At 40.0% G+C, this 15,959-nt stretch carries 12 protein-coding genes and 1 pseudogene; all 13 read left to right on the top strand.

All coding sequences use genetic code 11. From position 1 onward, the window contains the following. The first annotated feature begins 72 nt into the window (after nucleotides 1-72). The 13 genes and pseudogenes from IYQ92_RS04060 to IYQ92_RS04010 all read left to right on the top strand — a co-directional run bounded on the left by IYQ92_RS04060 (nucleotide 73) and on the right by IYQ92_RS04010 (nucleotide 15,875). Nucleotides 73-945 (top strand): acyltransferase, encoded by an 873-nt coding sequence (locus IYQ92_RS04060; protein WP_324253057.1) that lies wholly within the window; start codon nucleotides 73-75, stop codon nucleotides 943-945. Between the two features lie 39 nt (nucleotides 946-984). Next, a complete protein-coding gene (locus IYQ92_RS10245; RefSeq protein ID WP_229311300.1) occupies nucleotides 985-1,194 on the top strand; it encodes a hypothetical protein in 210 nt (69 codons plus the stop codon). Between the two features lies 1 nt (nucleotide 1,195). Further along, entirely contained in the window at nucleotides 1,196-1,423 is a 228-nt protein-coding gene (locus tag IYQ92_RS10240) for a hypothetical protein (RefSeq protein WP_229311299.1), read from the top strand. A gap of 6 nt (nucleotides 1,424-1,429) precedes the next feature. Then, on the top strand, nucleotides 1,430-2,749 hold the full coding sequence (locus IYQ92_RS04055; protein ID WP_324253056.1) for an AMP-binding protein: 1,320 nt from the start codon (nucleotides 1,430-1,432) through the stop codon (nucleotides 2,747-2,749). Then, on the top strand, nucleotides 2,739-3,719 hold the full coding sequence (locus IYQ92_RS04050) for an aliphatic sulfonate ABC transporter substrate-binding protein (RefSeq protein ID WP_195675465.1): 981 nt from the start codon (nucleotides 2,739-2,741) through the stop codon (nucleotides 3,717-3,719). Before IYQ92_RS04055 ends, IYQ92_RS04050 begins: the two co-directional genes overlap by 11 nt. Before the next feature lie 8 nt (nucleotides 3,720-3,727). Beyond that, nucleotides 3,728-4,498: an ABC transporter permease subunit gene (locus IYQ92_RS04045; RefSeq protein WP_195675464.1), complete on the top strand. Its 771-nt coding sequence runs from the start codon at nucleotides 3,728-3,730 to the stop codon at nucleotides 4,496-4,498. A 9-nt stretch (nucleotides 4,499-4,507) separates the two neighbouring features. Further along, nucleotides 4,508-5,223 (top strand): annotated as a pseudogene (locus IYQ92_RS04040) (ABC transporter ATP-binding protein). Between the two features lie 998 nt (nucleotides 5,224-6,221). Continuing rightward, complete coding sequence (locus tag IYQ92_RS04035) at nucleotides 6,222-7,796, top strand: CHAP domain-containing protein (protein ID WP_195675463.1); 1,575 nt, start codon at nucleotides 6,222-6,224, stop codon at nucleotides 7,794-7,796. 281 nt (nucleotides 7,797-8,077) lie between these two features. After that, the gene (locus IYQ92_RS04030; RefSeq protein ID WP_195675462.1) at nucleotides 8,078-8,326 is read left to right on the top strand and encodes a DNA repair protein; all 249 of its coding nucleotides are present in this window, start codon (nucleotides 8,078-8,080) and stop codon (nucleotides 8,324-8,326) included. 60 nt (nucleotides 8,327-8,386) lie between these two features. Continuing rightward, nucleotides 8,387-8,974, top strand: a complete 588-nt coding sequence (lepB, locus tag IYQ92_RS04025; protein ID WP_229311297.1) for a signal peptidase I — start codon at nucleotides 8,387-8,389, stop codon at nucleotides 8,972-8,974. Between the two features lie 35 nt (nucleotides 8,975-9,009). Next, on the top strand, nucleotides 9,010-13,377 hold the full coding sequence (locus IYQ92_RS04020) for a Cna B-type domain-containing protein (protein ID WP_195675460.1): 4,368 nt from the start codon (nucleotides 9,010-9,012) through the stop codon (nucleotides 13,375-13,377). Nucleotides 13,378-13,498: 121 nt separating this feature from the next. Further along, nucleotides 13,499-14,950: an isopeptide-forming domain-containing fimbrial protein gene (locus tag IYQ92_RS04015; RefSeq protein ID WP_195675459.1), complete on the top strand. Its 1,452-nt coding sequence runs from the start codon at nucleotides 13,499-13,501 to the stop codon at nucleotides 14,948-14,950. Nucleotides 14,951-15,041: 91 nt separating this feature from the next. Further along, nucleotides 15,042-15,875: a class C sortase gene (locus IYQ92_RS04010; RefSeq protein WP_195675458.1), complete on the top strand. Its 834-nt coding sequence runs from the start codon at nucleotides 15,042-15,044 to the stop codon at nucleotides 15,873-15,875. Nucleotides 15,876-15,959: the final 84 nt, after the last annotated feature.

Genomic DNA, 15,959 nt, shown 5'->3' with positions numbered 1-15,959 from the left:
TATCAATTAATTGTTAAGGGAGGAATAAGTTTGTCCGCAACTAGTCAGTCGAAACGCAGATATCTTTATGAAGTGGATTTGATGCGTTGCATCTTTATCTTTGGTGTCTTGATTAACCATGTCAGCTCCTTGTTTACGGATGCTGTGTCAGAAAAATCGACGGCTTATCGTTTTTTCACTGCGACGCATTTGATGCCTCATTTTACTTGGATGGGCTTTATGTTTGTCACGGGTCTGGTACTTTTTCTTGGTTATTACAAAAAAGACCACATTGATATCTGGGGATTTTGGACTAAGCGGTTTAAAGGCTCAGGAATTCCTTACGTTTTTTGGAATGGCTTTTATATTTTGGTGCTTCTGTTGGTGACAAGTCGTTTAACTGCTTCAACTTGGTTTGGCCAGTGGTGGTCGGCTATCCTTCATGGTAATCGTTTTTACCTTTACTATATTTTAGTAACCATGCAGTTATATTTGATTTTTCCAATAATGCTGTGGCTTTATAAGACATTTTCTAAAAGGCATGGGCTTATCATTGGTGTATCAGCTGTTATACAGTTTATTTTTCTGATTTATACCAAGTATGTTTTTCCGCATCAAAATCATGCCAACTGGTCATACTTATTGAGGTCTTATGGGATGCTTGTCTTGACCTACCAATTTTATTTTATGGCTGGTGCTTATGTGGCGATTCATTATGAGCAAGTCACGGACTGGTTGATGACCTATCAAAAACGGATTTATCTAACAACAGCTTGCCTCAGTTTGGGAACGATTGGTCTTTATTATTATAATACTCAGATTCTAGGATTCAGCCGACATTACGCCCACCTCATTCATCAGCTTTACATGATGATTTATGCGATTGCAATGATTGCTAATGTCTATGCGCTGAGCTTGCAATATGCTAATAACCGTGAGAAAGCTAGTCTGGTTTGGCTACGATGATTCATTGATTTATTGTCTAAGCTATCCTTTGGTGTTTATTTGACCCAAACAGCTTCCTTAACAATTTTTGGCTTGCTGGTTGCTGCTATCAATCCCTATCTTACAGACTTGCAGCTTGCTCTGCTATTTCCCTTGGGCTATCTCCTTGTTCTAGGTGGTGCCTGGCTTTTCTCTTATTTTTGTTACAAGGTGCCACCGTTTGGTGTCTTAGTTGGACGACCAAATCATTTCAAGAAAGGAAACAAGTAAAATGACACAATTAACGCAACTCTTAAAAACACGTTTACAAGAAAATGAAAATCGTAAATTTTTGAAGGATATCAGCCTTAATCAATGGTTTACCGGTAAAGACGTTGAAGATGACATTGCTATTTTTCAAGAAGCCTTCAAGCGAAATGGTTTGGAGAGTGGGGATGTTGTTTTTATGTCTCTTGAAAACTCAGCCGTCTATATTCCTATGAATCAAGCGATGTGGTGATACGGTATTACAGCTCACCCCGTTGCACCCAATACACCTGATGCTGAATTACTAGAGGATTACAGTGAAAATAGTTATCCAGCAATGATTTTTAACCGAGCAAAGGCTAGTGTCTTTATGGATAGGACAGAGTTGAATTACGAAGAGCTTCCCTTAAAGACCTTCCCAAATCTTGTCTTATTGACCCGTAAAGATAATGATAAGAGCCAAAAGTCTCTCCAAGCCACGGAAGATTCTCAGGGTTGGATTTTGAATACTTCAGGGACGACTGGCAAACCCAAACAAGTTGGGCTCTCTCACCACTTCATGTACATGGCTGGTCAAGATGACCTAGTGTCACATCGTATGACTGAGGATGACACGGTGTTAATTGTTATGCCCATGTTTCATATCAATGCTCAAGAATTGATTATCGTCTCAACGCTCATGTCCAGCGGACGCATTGTTGTTGCTCCAAAGTTCAGCGCTAGCCAATTTTGGAATTGGATTAAGGACAATGATTGCACCTGGACTTCAGTTGTTCCGACCATTGTCAGCATCCTCTTGAAAAATGAAAATTCTCTAGCAAGTTTCAGTCCTAATCATAAGTTGCGATTTGTCAGATGTGCCTCTGCCGTGTTGCCAATTGACCGTAACCGTGAATTTGGTCAACGATTTGGAGTTCCCATCTTGGAAGGTTACGGCATGACAGAATCTTGTAGTCAATGCACCCTTAACCCCTTGGATGCAATGAAGCTAGGCTCCGTTGGAAAACCTTATGGCAGCGAAGTTAAAATCTTGGATGGCAATAGAATGACTTCAGAAGCTAGTATCAAAGGTGAAATTGTCATCAGAGGTCCTCATGTGATTACCGATTATTTAGAACCCAATCCAGATTCTTTCAAAGATGGCTGGTTGTTGACGGGTGACTTGGGCTATTTTGATGAGGATGGCTATCTTTGGCTCAACGGACGTCGAAAAAATGTCATTAACCGCGGAGGCGAAAAAATCAATCCGACCGTTATTGAGAATACTATCGGTGGTTTGGATTATGTTAAAAACATTGCAGCGGTTGCCTTACCTGATGATATTTATGGTGAAATCGTTGCAGCAGCGGTCATTCTTCAGCCAAATGTGGAAGCAAATGAGCAGGTCAAACAAGCCATCATGGCTCACTGCCAAAAACATCTGATAAGGTATGAATGCCCTGAAGAAATCTATTTTGTTGATGATTTTCCTTTAAATCCGACCAACAAAATTATGCGACCTCAGCTGTCTCAGATTTTGATTCAGCAAAAGCTTGTCAGAAAATCCCAAGTGGTAGAAAGGATGCTAAGTGAAGCGTAGGAAAATTGCCCAGAAAACTTTTATTATTGGACTTTTGATTGCTTGGATAGCAGTTGCTTTTTATGGTTGGAAACAAACTCAGACCGACACTTCTGACGGCTTAACCGAAATTGTCATTGGTTATCAAGCAGGAGATGAATTTGATATTTCTAAAGAACGTGGTGTCCTCGCTAAGAAAATGAAGGTTAAGGGCTATAAGGTTGTCTTTAGAGAGTTTCAAAATGGTTCAGCTGAGATGCAGGCTCTAGCTTCAGGAAGTATCGACTATGCTCGAATCGGTGATACACCGAGTGTCTCTGCACTGGCATCAGGTACCAATTTGACCTATGTAGCAGCAGGAGGAACCAAGGCTTCTGGTTCAGGGATTTTAGTACACAAAAGTTCAGGAATCAGTAGCGTCTCTGACTTAAAAGGTAAAACCATTGCCTACACGAAAGGAACCAATTCACAATATATGATTTTGAAAATTCTTGAATCGGCAGGTCTTAGCCAAGATGACGTCAATCTTGTGAATCTGGATCAGAGTGCTGCGAGTGTTGCTTACGTGGACGGGACAGTAGATGCCTGGGTAAACTGGGATCCAGCGACATCCAAGGCAGAAGTCACTGATAATTCAACCTTGCTAGTAACAGGCTCAGACGTTGGGGTTAATAACCGTTCTTACATTGTGTCACCAACCGCTTTCGCTGAGGAAAATGAGGACGTGACGGAACTTTTGATTAAATATACTAGCGAAGACATGACTTGGGCTAATAAACACAAGGATAAACTGGTGACAATGTTAACCGAAAGTCTGGGTCTTGAAGAAGCAGTCGTTCAAAAAATGGTTAACCGTAGAACCTATGCCATGACTGGAATGACAGAAAAATCTGTCTCAGAATTACAAGATATCGCTGACCTTTTCTACACAGATGACATCATCAATAACAAGGTTGTCATCAAAGATAACGTTCAATACCTTAGTAACTAGGAGGTCACATGAAAAATACGATTAAGATGTCAAATACTTTATCACTATCTCTTCCTTGGCTACTTCCCCTGATGCTTATTATTCTATGGCAAACGGCTATCATGGCTGGTTGGATAACAAGTTCCTTCTTGCCATCGCCTTGGGGTGTCATTAAGCAAGGTGTCAAATTGTGGCAAGAAGGAAGCCTTCAAGCAAATATTGGTATCAGCCTTTATCGCGCTACCATCGGTTTTGTTATTGGTGGAGGCTTGGGCTTTCTGCTAGGGGTGGTTAATGGTGTTTCGAAAATGGCCCGAACAACTTTTGATTCGACCATTCAAATGCTACGGAACATTCCACATTTAGCCTTGATTCCTGTGGTTATCTTAGCTTTCGGTATTGATGAAACAGCTAAGGTGAGCTTGGTGGCTGTGGGATGCCTATTTCCTATGTATATCAACACTTATCATGGGATTACATCGGTGGATAGTCACTTGATTGAAATGGGTAAATCCTATGGCTTGTCTAAATTAGACTTATTCCGAAAGATTATTTTTCCAGGTGCTTTGCCAACCATTCTTATGGGAGTGCGCTATGCGCTAGGAATCACATGGACGACCCTCATTGTGGCGGAAACTGTATCTGCCGACTCTGGTATTGGTTATATGTCCACTAACGCCCAGCAATTTATGAATATGCGAACGATTTTCCTCTGTATATTGATTTATGCAGGTTTAGGGAAATTATCTGATTTTATTGCCAAAACCTTGGAAGATATTTGCTTAGATTGGCGAGAATAGGAGGCTAAGATGACAGAACTAATAAAAATAGATAAGTGTACGAAGCGCTACGGCGAGAAAGTTGCCATTGGAAATGCCAATTTGACCATCCAGGCAGGCGAATTTGTAGCTTTGGTTGGGATGAGTGGTAGTGGTAAGACGACCTTGCTGCGGATGATATCTGGTTTGGAACAACCTACCGAGGGCAGTATTACCCATTCAGGACAAGAAATCAAGAAGGTCAATGATAAGGCACGTGTCATGTTTCAGGATGATCGTCTGTTACCTTGGATGACTGTCCTAGATAATCTGTCCTTTGGCCAAAAAAAGCTCAAAAAAGAGCAGAGGCTATGGATTTACTAAAACTCGTTGGCTTAGAGGAGTTTGCTGATTATTACCCGACTAGATTATTCGGTGGGCAGAAGCAACGTGTGGCCTTGGCGCGTGCCTTGATGTATCAACCTCAAGTTTTACTTTTAGATGAACCTCTGGGAGCTTTGGATGCCTTGACCCGCCGAAAAATGCAGGATCTAATTTTAGAAATCTGTGATTCGCAGGGATTCACAACGGTTCTAGTCACCCACGATATCGAAGAAGCAGCTCGCATGGCTGATAAAATTGTAGTGGTTAAGCATTCGACCATCATTGATATCATCGACAATCCTAGCCGAAAAGACGATTCGGATCAAGGCAAGCTAAATCGTGCCGAGATTGTTGATGTGATTCTAGATAAGATTTATGCTTAATGCTGAATCATGTAAAAAGAGTTGGCAATCTGCTAACTCTTTTTTAGGTTGATCATTTTCCAGTGATTTTTTTGATAAAAACTAGCATTTTTGAAGGTCTTTTATTTGACATAAGCAAGCGCTTACATTATAATAAAAGTGTAAAAAAGATAAGGAAGTAATCAAGGAGGAAATCCAATGATTAGTTACAACATCTCAAGGTATAAAAATGGAGACTAGTCTCCAGCAAGTAGATAGGTAGGCAACCTAACTTTAACACTGGAGGTAGCGATATGATGGTAATGAATCCTAGTCGCTATAGAAATGGCGACAGCTAATATTGTATATCTTCTTCCAATTGCAATAAAGTGGTGGATAGCCGAAGCGTCATTCAGCTAGAAACCTACGGAGGTAGCGCTTATGTTGATGGTTAATGTGGGTCGCTATAGTAACGGCGACAAGGTTTCCAAACAAATCTAAAAAATGGAGGTCGGTCCAATGTAGTATATGTTTAAACTGTCGGAGGTGCGCAATGCTAAAGATGAATTTGAACAGGTACAAAAACGGAGATTACTGAGTTCCTTGGAATTGTAACTCAGTGATTAGGATAGCGACAAAAGGAGGTATTCAACTGAATATCTCAAGATTTAAAAATGGTGACATTGGCTAGTTTTTGGTATGTGATTTTGGAATGTTACCATTATCCCGCACGAAAAAGTAGATAGTATAAAGGAGCTCCTATGTTGAAATTTAATCTAAATCGCTATAAAAACGGAGACAGCCTACCAACTCTCAACTCCTTATGAGAAGTCTGTTGGTGGAAGTCCCAGACAATCAAATATTTTTTAGACGAGGTTAGTATCTCGTCTTTTTGAGCAGTAGTTGGAAGTTTTTATTTTTAGAAAAAGAAAGTATGACTTAGAGGCTGTGAAATTTTCAGTTAGTTTTATTAGAAAAAATGATTCACTTGTGCTAAACTAGTGAGAGTGACTAAAATCAAGAATAAGTGAGTAAGATAAATGAAAAAAAATAAAGTATTATCCCTACTCTTAATTAGTGGATTAATCTTATCAAATAGTTCACCTTTGCTAGTCCTAGCTGAGGAAGCTACTCAGCATAGTTCAGTATTGCTAAGTGAGAGTACCAATGCGCAGGAAAATCAAGCCAAGACTGAAGAACAAAGCGATGAAACTCCTACAGAGGCTGCCCCTTCAGTAGACGAATCAAAAACGACAACTAGTACAGCAGAAACTACTGTCAACACAAGTGAGACAACCTCATCTCAAACAAGTGAAATCAGCGCAAGTTCTGAAGCTTCATCAGAGACAAATACAGATCGATCAGAGCAAACACAGTCTACTTCCTCCTCAGAAACAGCCTCTTCTTCAGAAGAAAAAAAAGCTACAGAAGCAAGTTCTGAAAGCAGTAAATCAACTGAAACAAGTAAAGAAGTAACCAAAACAGAAACTAAAACAGCGACATCAAGCGCCACTTCGGTCGCTAAAGCAGCCACTGCAAGCTCATCATCAACGACTGCCACTTCTTCTCAACAACCTACTATCTCAGCAGCTGTAGCTGGATTTGATGAGAATGTAGTCAACAGCGCAGTTACTGCAACACCATTTTATGTTGAGCATTGGTCAGGAAAAGATGCTTACACGCACAACATTTTAGCACACCGCTATGGTATTTCCGCAGAGCAGTTGGATGGCTTTTTACAAAGCACGGGTATTGCTTACGATAGCAACCGCATCAACGGTAAAAAGTTGCTTGAATGGGAGCGTAAAAGTGGTTTGGACGTGCGTGCGATTGTAGCTATTGCTATCTCTGAAAGTTCCCTAGGAACTGCGGGTGTCGCTCGTCTAGCTGGTGCCAATATGTTTGGTTACGGTGCTTTTGATAACAATCCTGAAAATGCTCAGAACTACAGCGATGAAGCTGCAGTGATGGCATTGACTAAGACTACTATCATCGACAATAAAAATGTTACTTTCAAAGTCCAAGATGATAAAGCTAAGAAATTGGCAGCTGGTCAGTTGAACACCGTTGCAGAAGGTGGTGTTTACTTTACAGACGCATCTGGTAGCGGAGAACGTCGTGCTAAAATCATGGAAAATCTTGACCGTTGGATTGACGAACACGGAGGCACACCAGCTATTCCAGATGAATTGAAGAATCTATCAACAGCTATGCTCGCAAATGTTCCGACAGGCTTCCAAGTCTCAGCATCAATGAATGCGTCAGCCTACACAGCATCAACCTACCCTTGGGGACAATGTACCTGGTATGTATATAACCGTGCCAAAGAGCTGGGCTATAGCTTTGGTGAGTATATGGGAAATGGTGGTGACTGGCAACATCAAGTTGGCTACGAAACAACCCACGAAGCAAAAGTTGGTTACGCGGTCTCATTTGCGCCAGGTCAAGCGGGAGCTGATGCAACCTATGGTCACGTTGCTATCGTAGAAGAAGTCAAAGAAGACGGTAGCGTCCTTATCTCAGAATCAAACGCTATGGGACTTGGCGTGGTATCTTACCGTACCTTCTCAGCATCCCAAGCCTCTCAATTGACATACGTTATTGGTCACAAGTAATCTGACTCTTGACGATCAAAAATGAAGTTCTTAGAATATTTTTCTAAGGGCTTTTTTGTTAGTTGTCGGATATGGGGTGAGAAAGATATTTTAAGATATTTCTCATCGAAATCTGTTTTTTTTTTTTTTTTTGAACACATGATTAGGGTAATGATACCAAAAAGATAAGACGTGGATTTGCATAAAATAATTTACATGAGCATATTACTTGAAAAATCCTTTTGGAAGTTGTAGACTTTATTTAAATAATGGGCTTCCCCTTGTCTATCATGGAAAATAGTATGAACGAAAAACAATTACGAAAATTACGTCGAACAGATTTGTTAGATTTATTGGTCTCCCAGGCACAAGAAATTGAACGCCTTGAAGCAGAGGTTGAATCACTTAAATCAGCTTTAAATGACAAAGACATCAAGATTGCCAAAGCAGGATCCATTGCAGAAGCAGCCTTGGAATTGAATGGAATTTTTGAAGCAGCCCAGAAGGCAGCTGACCAATATTTAGCCAATATTCAACAATTAAAAAAGTAAACTAGATAGGAATTCTTCGGTATGAGAAAAGAATCTCAGGAGAGTGAAAAAATAAATAGTATGAAGCCAACCCTAGCTGACTTGCCCAAAGCGGAAATCATGGCTAAAGAGTTGGCTAAGATAAAATATAGGCAACGTTATCGACGTACTTTGAAGAGTACGATTTTTACGTTAATCACTGTCGCAGCTGTCGCAGTGCTCATCGCCACGCTTTGGCTTCCAGTCCTTCAAATTTATGGTAGTTCAATGACCCCAACTTTAAAATCTGGTGATATGGTCGTATCTGTAAACGCTAAAAAGCTCAAGCAAGGCGATGTCATTGCCTTCTACTATAATAATAAGGTCTTGGTCAAGCGTGTGATTGCCACCTCAGGTCAATGGGTTAATATTGATAAAAAAGGGAATGTCAGCGTTGATGGCAAGAAAATCAAAGAACCCTACCTTTCTAAAGGTGAGAAGGCTTATGGTGAGACCAACATTAAATTACCTTATCAAGTCCCCGATGGGAAAGTCTTTGTTATGGGAGATCATCGTAGTGTCTCAATTGACTCACGGAATACCGCTGTTGGTACTGTTGGTGATGAACAATTAGTTGGAAAGTTAACTTTCCGAATTTGGCCACTTAATCGAGTGAGTTGGGTTCACTAATGGCTTTTTATGGAAAGGAATTGTGAGGAATGCGTATGAAATTACTACTTGATAAATTGGCTTTGCTACTTAGGCAAAGATTACGCGATAGCCGTTTGGCAAAAATAGCTCTAGCGGTGTCTATTGTGGTCGTTTTTTGTACCACCTACGCCTTAGTCTTGCCAGCTCTTACCTTGAGCAATAATACTAGTAGCTCAGTTTTACAGACGCAGGAATCCTCTTCGGGAACGCCTGTAACGGAAAAAGAACAAGACAGTCAGTCATCGGCTACAGAGGCAAACCATCAGGCGACAGAATCAAAAGCTAGTCAAACGGAGAGTACACCAGATGAAAGTTACCGCAAGGCAGGTAGCCTGTCAGCGGATACTGATGATGTCACCGTTAAGGTGGACTATGAGGCAGATACTTTTGCAGAAAAGGTTAACCTCAAGGTTACTCCGATCACTAATAGCCAAGCCCTCACAGACAAGATTCAACAAGTCTTAGATGATAGCAAACAAAGCTTACTTTCATCTTATTCTTACGACATTTCCTTTGTCAATGAAGCTGGCGCAGAAGTGGAACCAAGCAAAGAGGTTAAGGTTTCCATGAACTTCAAGAATGCAGTTGAAAGTTCAAACCTCCAAGATGGTTGGAAACTTTATCACTTCAAGAATAATGACGTCAACCAAATTGAAGATTTAACTGAAAAATCAGGTACAGATATTAAACAAGATGAACAGGAAAGCGTTACTAGTGTTGCCTTTAAGTCAGATACCTTCTCAACTTATACTATTGCGGGGGTTGAGTATGAAGACTTTAAACCATACCTTCAAAACGGTGGTTTTGAAGGGACAACTACTGAGACAACTACTGGAAATACCAAAACGTTATCAACTGAATTAAAGTTACACTATAATATTCCTTTGACTGAACTGAATAAGAGCAAGTCTTACGCCATTGAACTGCCAGCTGATACCACTTGGGATCCTAAGGTCAATGAAAATCAAGAATATATAGGCCAAGATGGTTCTAATGATGCCTACAAATATAAATTCGTTCAGCAAAATGGTAAGAGGTATCTAGTTTTAACTTTCTTGGATACTTATGTGGCCAATGCGAAGGATTATGTTAAAGGAGACCTAAAGTATGCTGCGTCTATCGGTCAAACTTATCGAAAAGAAACGGGCGACTACGAGATTCCGTTTACAGATAAAGTTACGATAACAGTGCCATCATCATCAATTGATAAGAAAGAAGAGCCTCAGCAAGCACAGTATGATGTTTCTAGTAATAAGTGGGGGAATGTCACTTACGATGGTGATAGTGCCTACTTGAACTATACTGTTGAAGTTTCCTCAAATAAGGGGACTAAAGATGTGGTCAATCTAACAGATACATTAAAGGTTGATGGTTTCAAGATTGAAAGATTTGAAAAATTAAAGGTTATTCGAACCAATAGCGACTGGTCAACAACAGATGTGACAAGTGGTATAAATCTGAATGAATCAAATGGTAAATTTACGACTCAGCTCCCTAAACTCGGTGCTAATCAGAAATATACGATAACCTATCGTTATAAGATTTCGGGTTTTCCAGCTGGGAAATCAACATATGTTGGAAATGGGTTAGATGTGACAACGCCAGATATTCCAAATCAACATAAAGATAATCAACTGGAACTTTATCGAAATAAAATTAGTAAGTCTGGTTCTTATGATAAGAATACCAACAAGGTCAAATGGACCATTATCGTAAATGAAAACCAAAACGACATTGCTGGTGCTGAATTGAAGGACGACATGATTGCTAAAGCAAGTGATGTTAAAATCTCACCAGCAGAAGGTGCGACAAAGACATCTACTGGCTATAAATTTACAGCAACTTCAGGTAGCAGAAATACAAATAAGTACACTATCACCTACACAACGGATGCCGGTGCAAAACCAAACAATTGGGCTGAATCCGCTAAAACATTTACTAATACGGCAACGATTACAGATGGAGGGGAAAACTCTAGTGCTTCTGCAACGGTCACAGGTAAAAATGATAAAACCGGTGGGCTAGATAAAACCTTTAAGAAAATGGAAGCAACCTCTGACTCGGATATCAAGGAATTGACATGGCAGTCTACTATCAAGGTGCCCGGAAGTGGTAAAATTCCGTCTGGTACAGAATTTGAAGATGTTTTAAGGGGAAAAGATGGCACCAACAACGGTGAACATTATTTTACAAGAGCCCAATTAGATGCTGTCTATAATAAATTAGTACAGGTTTTTGGCTCAGGAAATTTTGAATTCAACGTTTGGGAATCAGGAAATTCAACTTGGCAGTATACGCCATATAGCCAAATTAGCTCTGATAAGACTTATAGCAAATATAAGTTTAAGTTATTGAAGGCTTATCAAGGTTCAGATATTACCTTAGACTACCGGTCTACTATTAATAAATCTACAGTCATTTATTTCACCAATACTATATCAAGTAGCGGTTTCTCAAAAGAGGCTAGTTACAAATATGAAGAGACAGGTAAAGTCTTCAAGATGGATGGGAATAGTTATGCCTGGGATGGTCAAGCTTCTGAGTACAATACTAATAACACCGAACATGAGATTCAAAAAGATGGTACAATATTCTGGGTTGTCAAAGTTAAATTGGCTGATGACACGCAAACGGTGACGTTGACAGATACACCACCTTCCGGCTTGTCCCTGATAGGTTTCAGATATGGTCATGCGACGTATAGTCTAAATAGTGGCGATTTTACTGTCTCAGATGGTAAGATTACTTGGCCAAACCCATACTGGCCGGGTGGCTATGGTAATGATATTGATGTTACCGGTACTATTGATGAAAGCGGAGCTGTTAAAGTTACTTTTACAGCTAAAAATGGAAAAACATTAAAAGAAGCTCTAAACAATACTGGAACTCTTTATGCAGGTTTCTTCTTCAAAACAGACTTATCTCCGCTGGATAGCCCAATCACAAAAGCTTATACCAATAAGGTGTCAGCAACAATAAATGGTACACCTGCTGGTGAAGCTGAGCATACTCAAAAAATAACGGTCAAGCCAGGCAAAAAGATTTCTAAATCTGGTGAATGGAAAAATAATAACCGTGAGGTCAACTACAAACTGGATATTAACCCTGCTGCCGAAGATTTAGCTGCAGGCAAAGATAGCTACACTGTTACCGATACTTTGGAGTATCAAGAAGATCCCCTGACTAATTTGAGTTATGACCTGAAACAAGAATCTGTTAAATTGTATGACGTCAACAACCAAGAGATTGATAAAAGTCAGTGGTCTTGGACAGTTGAAAAGGTTCGTGATAGTAATGGACTTTACAAGAGTATCCTGAAACTTACTGTCCCGAATAATAAGAGACTGAAACTTGAGTATAAGTATAAAGTTACTAGAGATGTCGATGCAGATAATACTGCTCAACTAAGCGTTAAAAATACAGCAGAGATTAATGGTCTAAAAACTGGTAAAAGAGAAAAGACCACTTCCATTAGTTGGTCTAAAATGGCAACTAGTGGTACGGCCTCTACTGTTAAATTCTTTAAATTAATAAAAGTTGATGTTAATTTTGCCATCACTCTACCAGGTGCTAAATTTGAGGTGAGAGAAAATGTCACTGATAAAGTGGTAGCCACTTACAAAACGGCAGCAAATGGTACACTTAATATTACGAAAGATGGGAAAGAAGCTGTCAATAGTATTGGATCACTTGAAGATGGAAAAATGTACTATGTGACAGAGGTTCAAGCACCGTCAGGCTATCAATTACCAGAAAATGAAAAACGCTACTATTTCTACTTCTCTGAGACCGGGATTGCTCCATTGAATCTTGGAGGTTTAACAGACTTAACTTCAGCTGTCAATTTAGCAAAACAATCTAAGCAAGAATATGTTTCTAATACCAAACTTCCACCAACAACTTCTATCACAGTTGATAAAAAATGGCAAAAACCAGATGGCTCAGATACCAGTCGGACAGGGGGTTCGGTGACTATCCAATTGAAACGTCTTTCAGATCAAAACCCAACACCTGTAGATGTTGAGAATGGCAGACGTGACATTACCTATGATGGTGGTCATTGGTCAACGACCTTTGATAATTTGCCAACTGTTGGAGACAATGGTGAGGTTTACTCTTACTATGTTGAAGAAGTTGTGCCTGCGGGATATAGTGCTACTTATTCAAATGGTGTCACTGACTCATCCAAGGCTAGTGATGTGACGGCTACTTCTGGTACTATCACCATTACTAACAAGCAGATTAAAACTTACAACCTGCCTAAGACCGGTGGAATGGGTGTTGAACCTGTTTTATTCCTCGGTGCAATAGTGGCTAGCTTAGCAGCCCTGCTATTATCACTTAAACTTTATAAAGGTTTCCAAGGAGGTGGGCGCTTCTGATGGATCAATTCGCCATTAAGGGTGGTGATACTTACTGGTGAAGTATCTAACCTTTAAGCCTTCGGGCCTTGTTGTCGGTGCCTTTTAGGTACTATGCTTAAATTTAAAAAGGAGACTTAATATGAAAAGATTAAAATTAATTTTGGCGACATTTGTCGCAGTTTTGTTTGCCTTCACAGGTAGCAAGGCATTGGCGTATGACATCACTATCAATGGTGACACTACAGGTCATACTTACGAAAGTTACCAAATCTTCACTGGTGATTTGAATGACAATACTTTATCAAATATCCAATGGGGTAATGGTATTACTACTGATGGACAAACAGCTCTTCAAAATAAGTACAGTGTAAGTTCAGCATCTGCTCTTGCTGAAAAAATGGCAACATTCTCTGCAAGTCAAACAGAAGAATTCGCAAGCCTTGCAGGTAAATACTTGCAAAACCCAGGTGCTTTGACAGGTCTTAGTGCTGGTTACTACCTTGTTAAAGATAAAGACGGTTCTTTGAAAGGTGCTGAAAAAGCAGCATACACTTCTTACATCTTACAAGTCGTTAAAAATGTTACTGTAACACCAAAATCTGGTACACCAACTGTTGAGAAAAAAGTTAAAGACACAAACGACACAACTGGTGAAACTACTGATTGGCAAGATTCAGCTGACTACGATATCAACGATGACGTCCCTTTCCAATTGACAGCTACTTTGCCTGCAGAAAACTTTGATAAATACGAAACTTACTACCTTGAATTCTCAGATACAATGTCTAAAGGTTTGACTTTCAACAACAACGCTGTTGTTAAAGTTGGCGATAAGACATTGACAGCAGACCAATACCAATTAACTACAACTACTGACACAGATGGTTCAACAAAACTTACTATTGCTATCAATGATGTTAAAGCACTTGGTGGTGTTGCAGGTGGTAAAGTTACTGTAGATTACTCTGCAAAACTTAATGAAAATGCTGTTATCGGTTCAAAAGGTAACCCTAACGAAGTTGCACTCATCTACTCAAACAATCCAAATGAAAAGGGTACAGGTAAACCAAATGATACCGGTAAAACTCCAAAAGACACCGTTATTGTATTCACATACAAAACAGTTGTAAACAAAGTTGACAAAGATAAACAACCATTGAAAGGTGCTGGATTCACTCTTTACAAGATGGTTAAAGGTACAAAGACTAAAGTTAAAGAAATTACTGCTGGTGAAGCAACTAAATTCGAATTTAAAGGTCTTGACGATGGGGATTATGTTCTTGAAGAAACAACAACTCCTGCAGGTTATAATACAATCAAACCAATCACGTTCACTGTAGAAGCTAAACATGATACAGAAGCTGCTGAGCCTAAATTGACTAAACTTACAGGTACTGCTGCAAACGGTGAAATCACATTCACTCGTGCTGAAGCAAATGAAGATGCTTTGACTACTCAAGTTGTCAACAAGAAAGGTTCTATCCTTCCTTCAACTGGTAGTGTTGGTACTACAATACTTTACATTGCAGGTGCTATCTTAGTTCTTGGCGCTGGTATCCTTCTTATTACTAAAAAACGTATGGAAGCTTAATCAAGCTTAACAGAAAAATTTCTGTTGTTATAAGGTGAGGGGTGGTCTTGGCTACCTCTTTCTTTTGACAACAGTAAGGAGAGCTCTATTAATGATAGATAAACTAAAACAAAATTGGACCACTTTTTTATTAGTCTTTATATTGCTAATTGGGCTGTCCCTACTGCTGTACCCAACGGTAAGTGACTACTGGAATTCTTTCCACCAGTCAAAAGCAGTTGCGGCTTATGTCGAGAAGGTCGAAGACATGTCTCAAGAGGAGACCGACAAGATGCTGGAAGCTGCGCGTGCTTATAATCAGACCCTGCCCCAAGGAGTTATCCCCGATTTGAATTTATCAGCGGAGCAGAAGTCCACTTATAATCAAGTCTTGAATGTCACAGATGCGGGGATTATGGCCTATGTGGAAATTCCCAAGCTAAACACTACCATGCCCATCTATCACGGGACAGACGATGCTATTTTGCAGGTGGCTATCGGGCACATTCCTGGAACCTCTTTGCCAGTTGGTGGTAAAGGGACGCATGCTGTTATCTCTGGTCACCGTGGTTTGCCATCGGCTAAGCTTTTTACGGATATTGACCAGCTGGTGGAGGGAGATACCTTCCTTATTCAGGTTATGGACGAGACTCTGACTTATGAGGTTGACCAGATTCGGACAGTCACACCGGATGACGTATCTGCGCTAGCTATTGATCCAAAGCAAGACTATGTGACGCTGGTTACTTGTACGCCTTACGGGGTCAATACTCATAGACTCTTGGTGCGTGGTCATCGCATTGCTAATCAAGCCAAGATAGCTCGTGTGACATCAGATGCCAGTCAGGTTAAGCCAGTCATGGTAGCACCGTTTATTGCTATCCTGCTCTTTATTGCTTTGCTTATCTTCTGGTTTGCTTTTTACCGTTACAGAGATGAGGATTAAGTTTTGATAGACAAAGTCGTTAGGGATTAGCTCTAGCGACTTTTTGTTGGCTGTCGAGTGGGTAGGTCATATTATTTACAAATT

The sequence above is a fragment of the Streptococcus sp. HF-1907 genome (assembly GCF_015594605.1).
In the GTDB taxonomy this organism is placed as follows: Bacteria; Bacillota; Bacilli; order Lactobacillales; family Streptococcaceae; genus Streptococcus.
The sequence above is the reverse complement of the archived record's forward strand: the minus strand, read 5'-3'. Positions and strand labels throughout refer to the sequence as shown.

What these genes read in the sequence shown, in the direction of transcription:
- IYQ92_RS10240 (WP_229311299.1), top strand. Translation starts at nt 1,196, where the DNA reads ATGACACAATTAACGCAACTCTTAAAAACACGTTTACAAGAAAATGAA.
- IYQ92_RS04045 (WP_195675464.1), top strand. Translation starts at nt 3,728, where the DNA reads ATGAAAAATACGATTAAGATGTCAAATACTTTATCACTATCTCTTCCT.
- IYQ92_RS04035 (WP_195675463.1), top strand. Translation starts at nt 6,222, where the DNA reads ATGAAAAAAAATAAAGTATTATCCCTACTCTTAATTAGTGGATTAATC.
- IYQ92_RS04030 (WP_195675462.1), top strand. Translation starts at nt 8,078, where the DNA reads ATGAACGAAAAACAATTACGAAAATTACGTCGAACAGATTTGTTAGAT.
- lepB (WP_229311297.1), top strand. Translation starts at nt 8,387, where the DNA reads ATGAAGCCAACCCTAGCTGACTTGCCCAAAGCGGAAATCATGGCTAAA.
- IYQ92_RS04020 (WP_195675460.1), top strand. Translation starts at nt 9,010, where the DNA reads ATGAAATTACTACTTGATAAATTGGCTTTGCTACTTAGGCAAAGATTA.
- IYQ92_RS04015 (WP_195675459.1), top strand. Translation starts at nt 13,499, where the DNA reads ATGAAAAGATTAAAATTAATTTTGGCGACATTTGTCGCAGTTTTGTTT.
- IYQ92_RS04010 (WP_195675458.1), top strand. Translation starts at nt 15,042, where the DNA reads ATGATAGATAAACTAAAACAAAATTGGACCACTTTTTTATTAGTCTTT.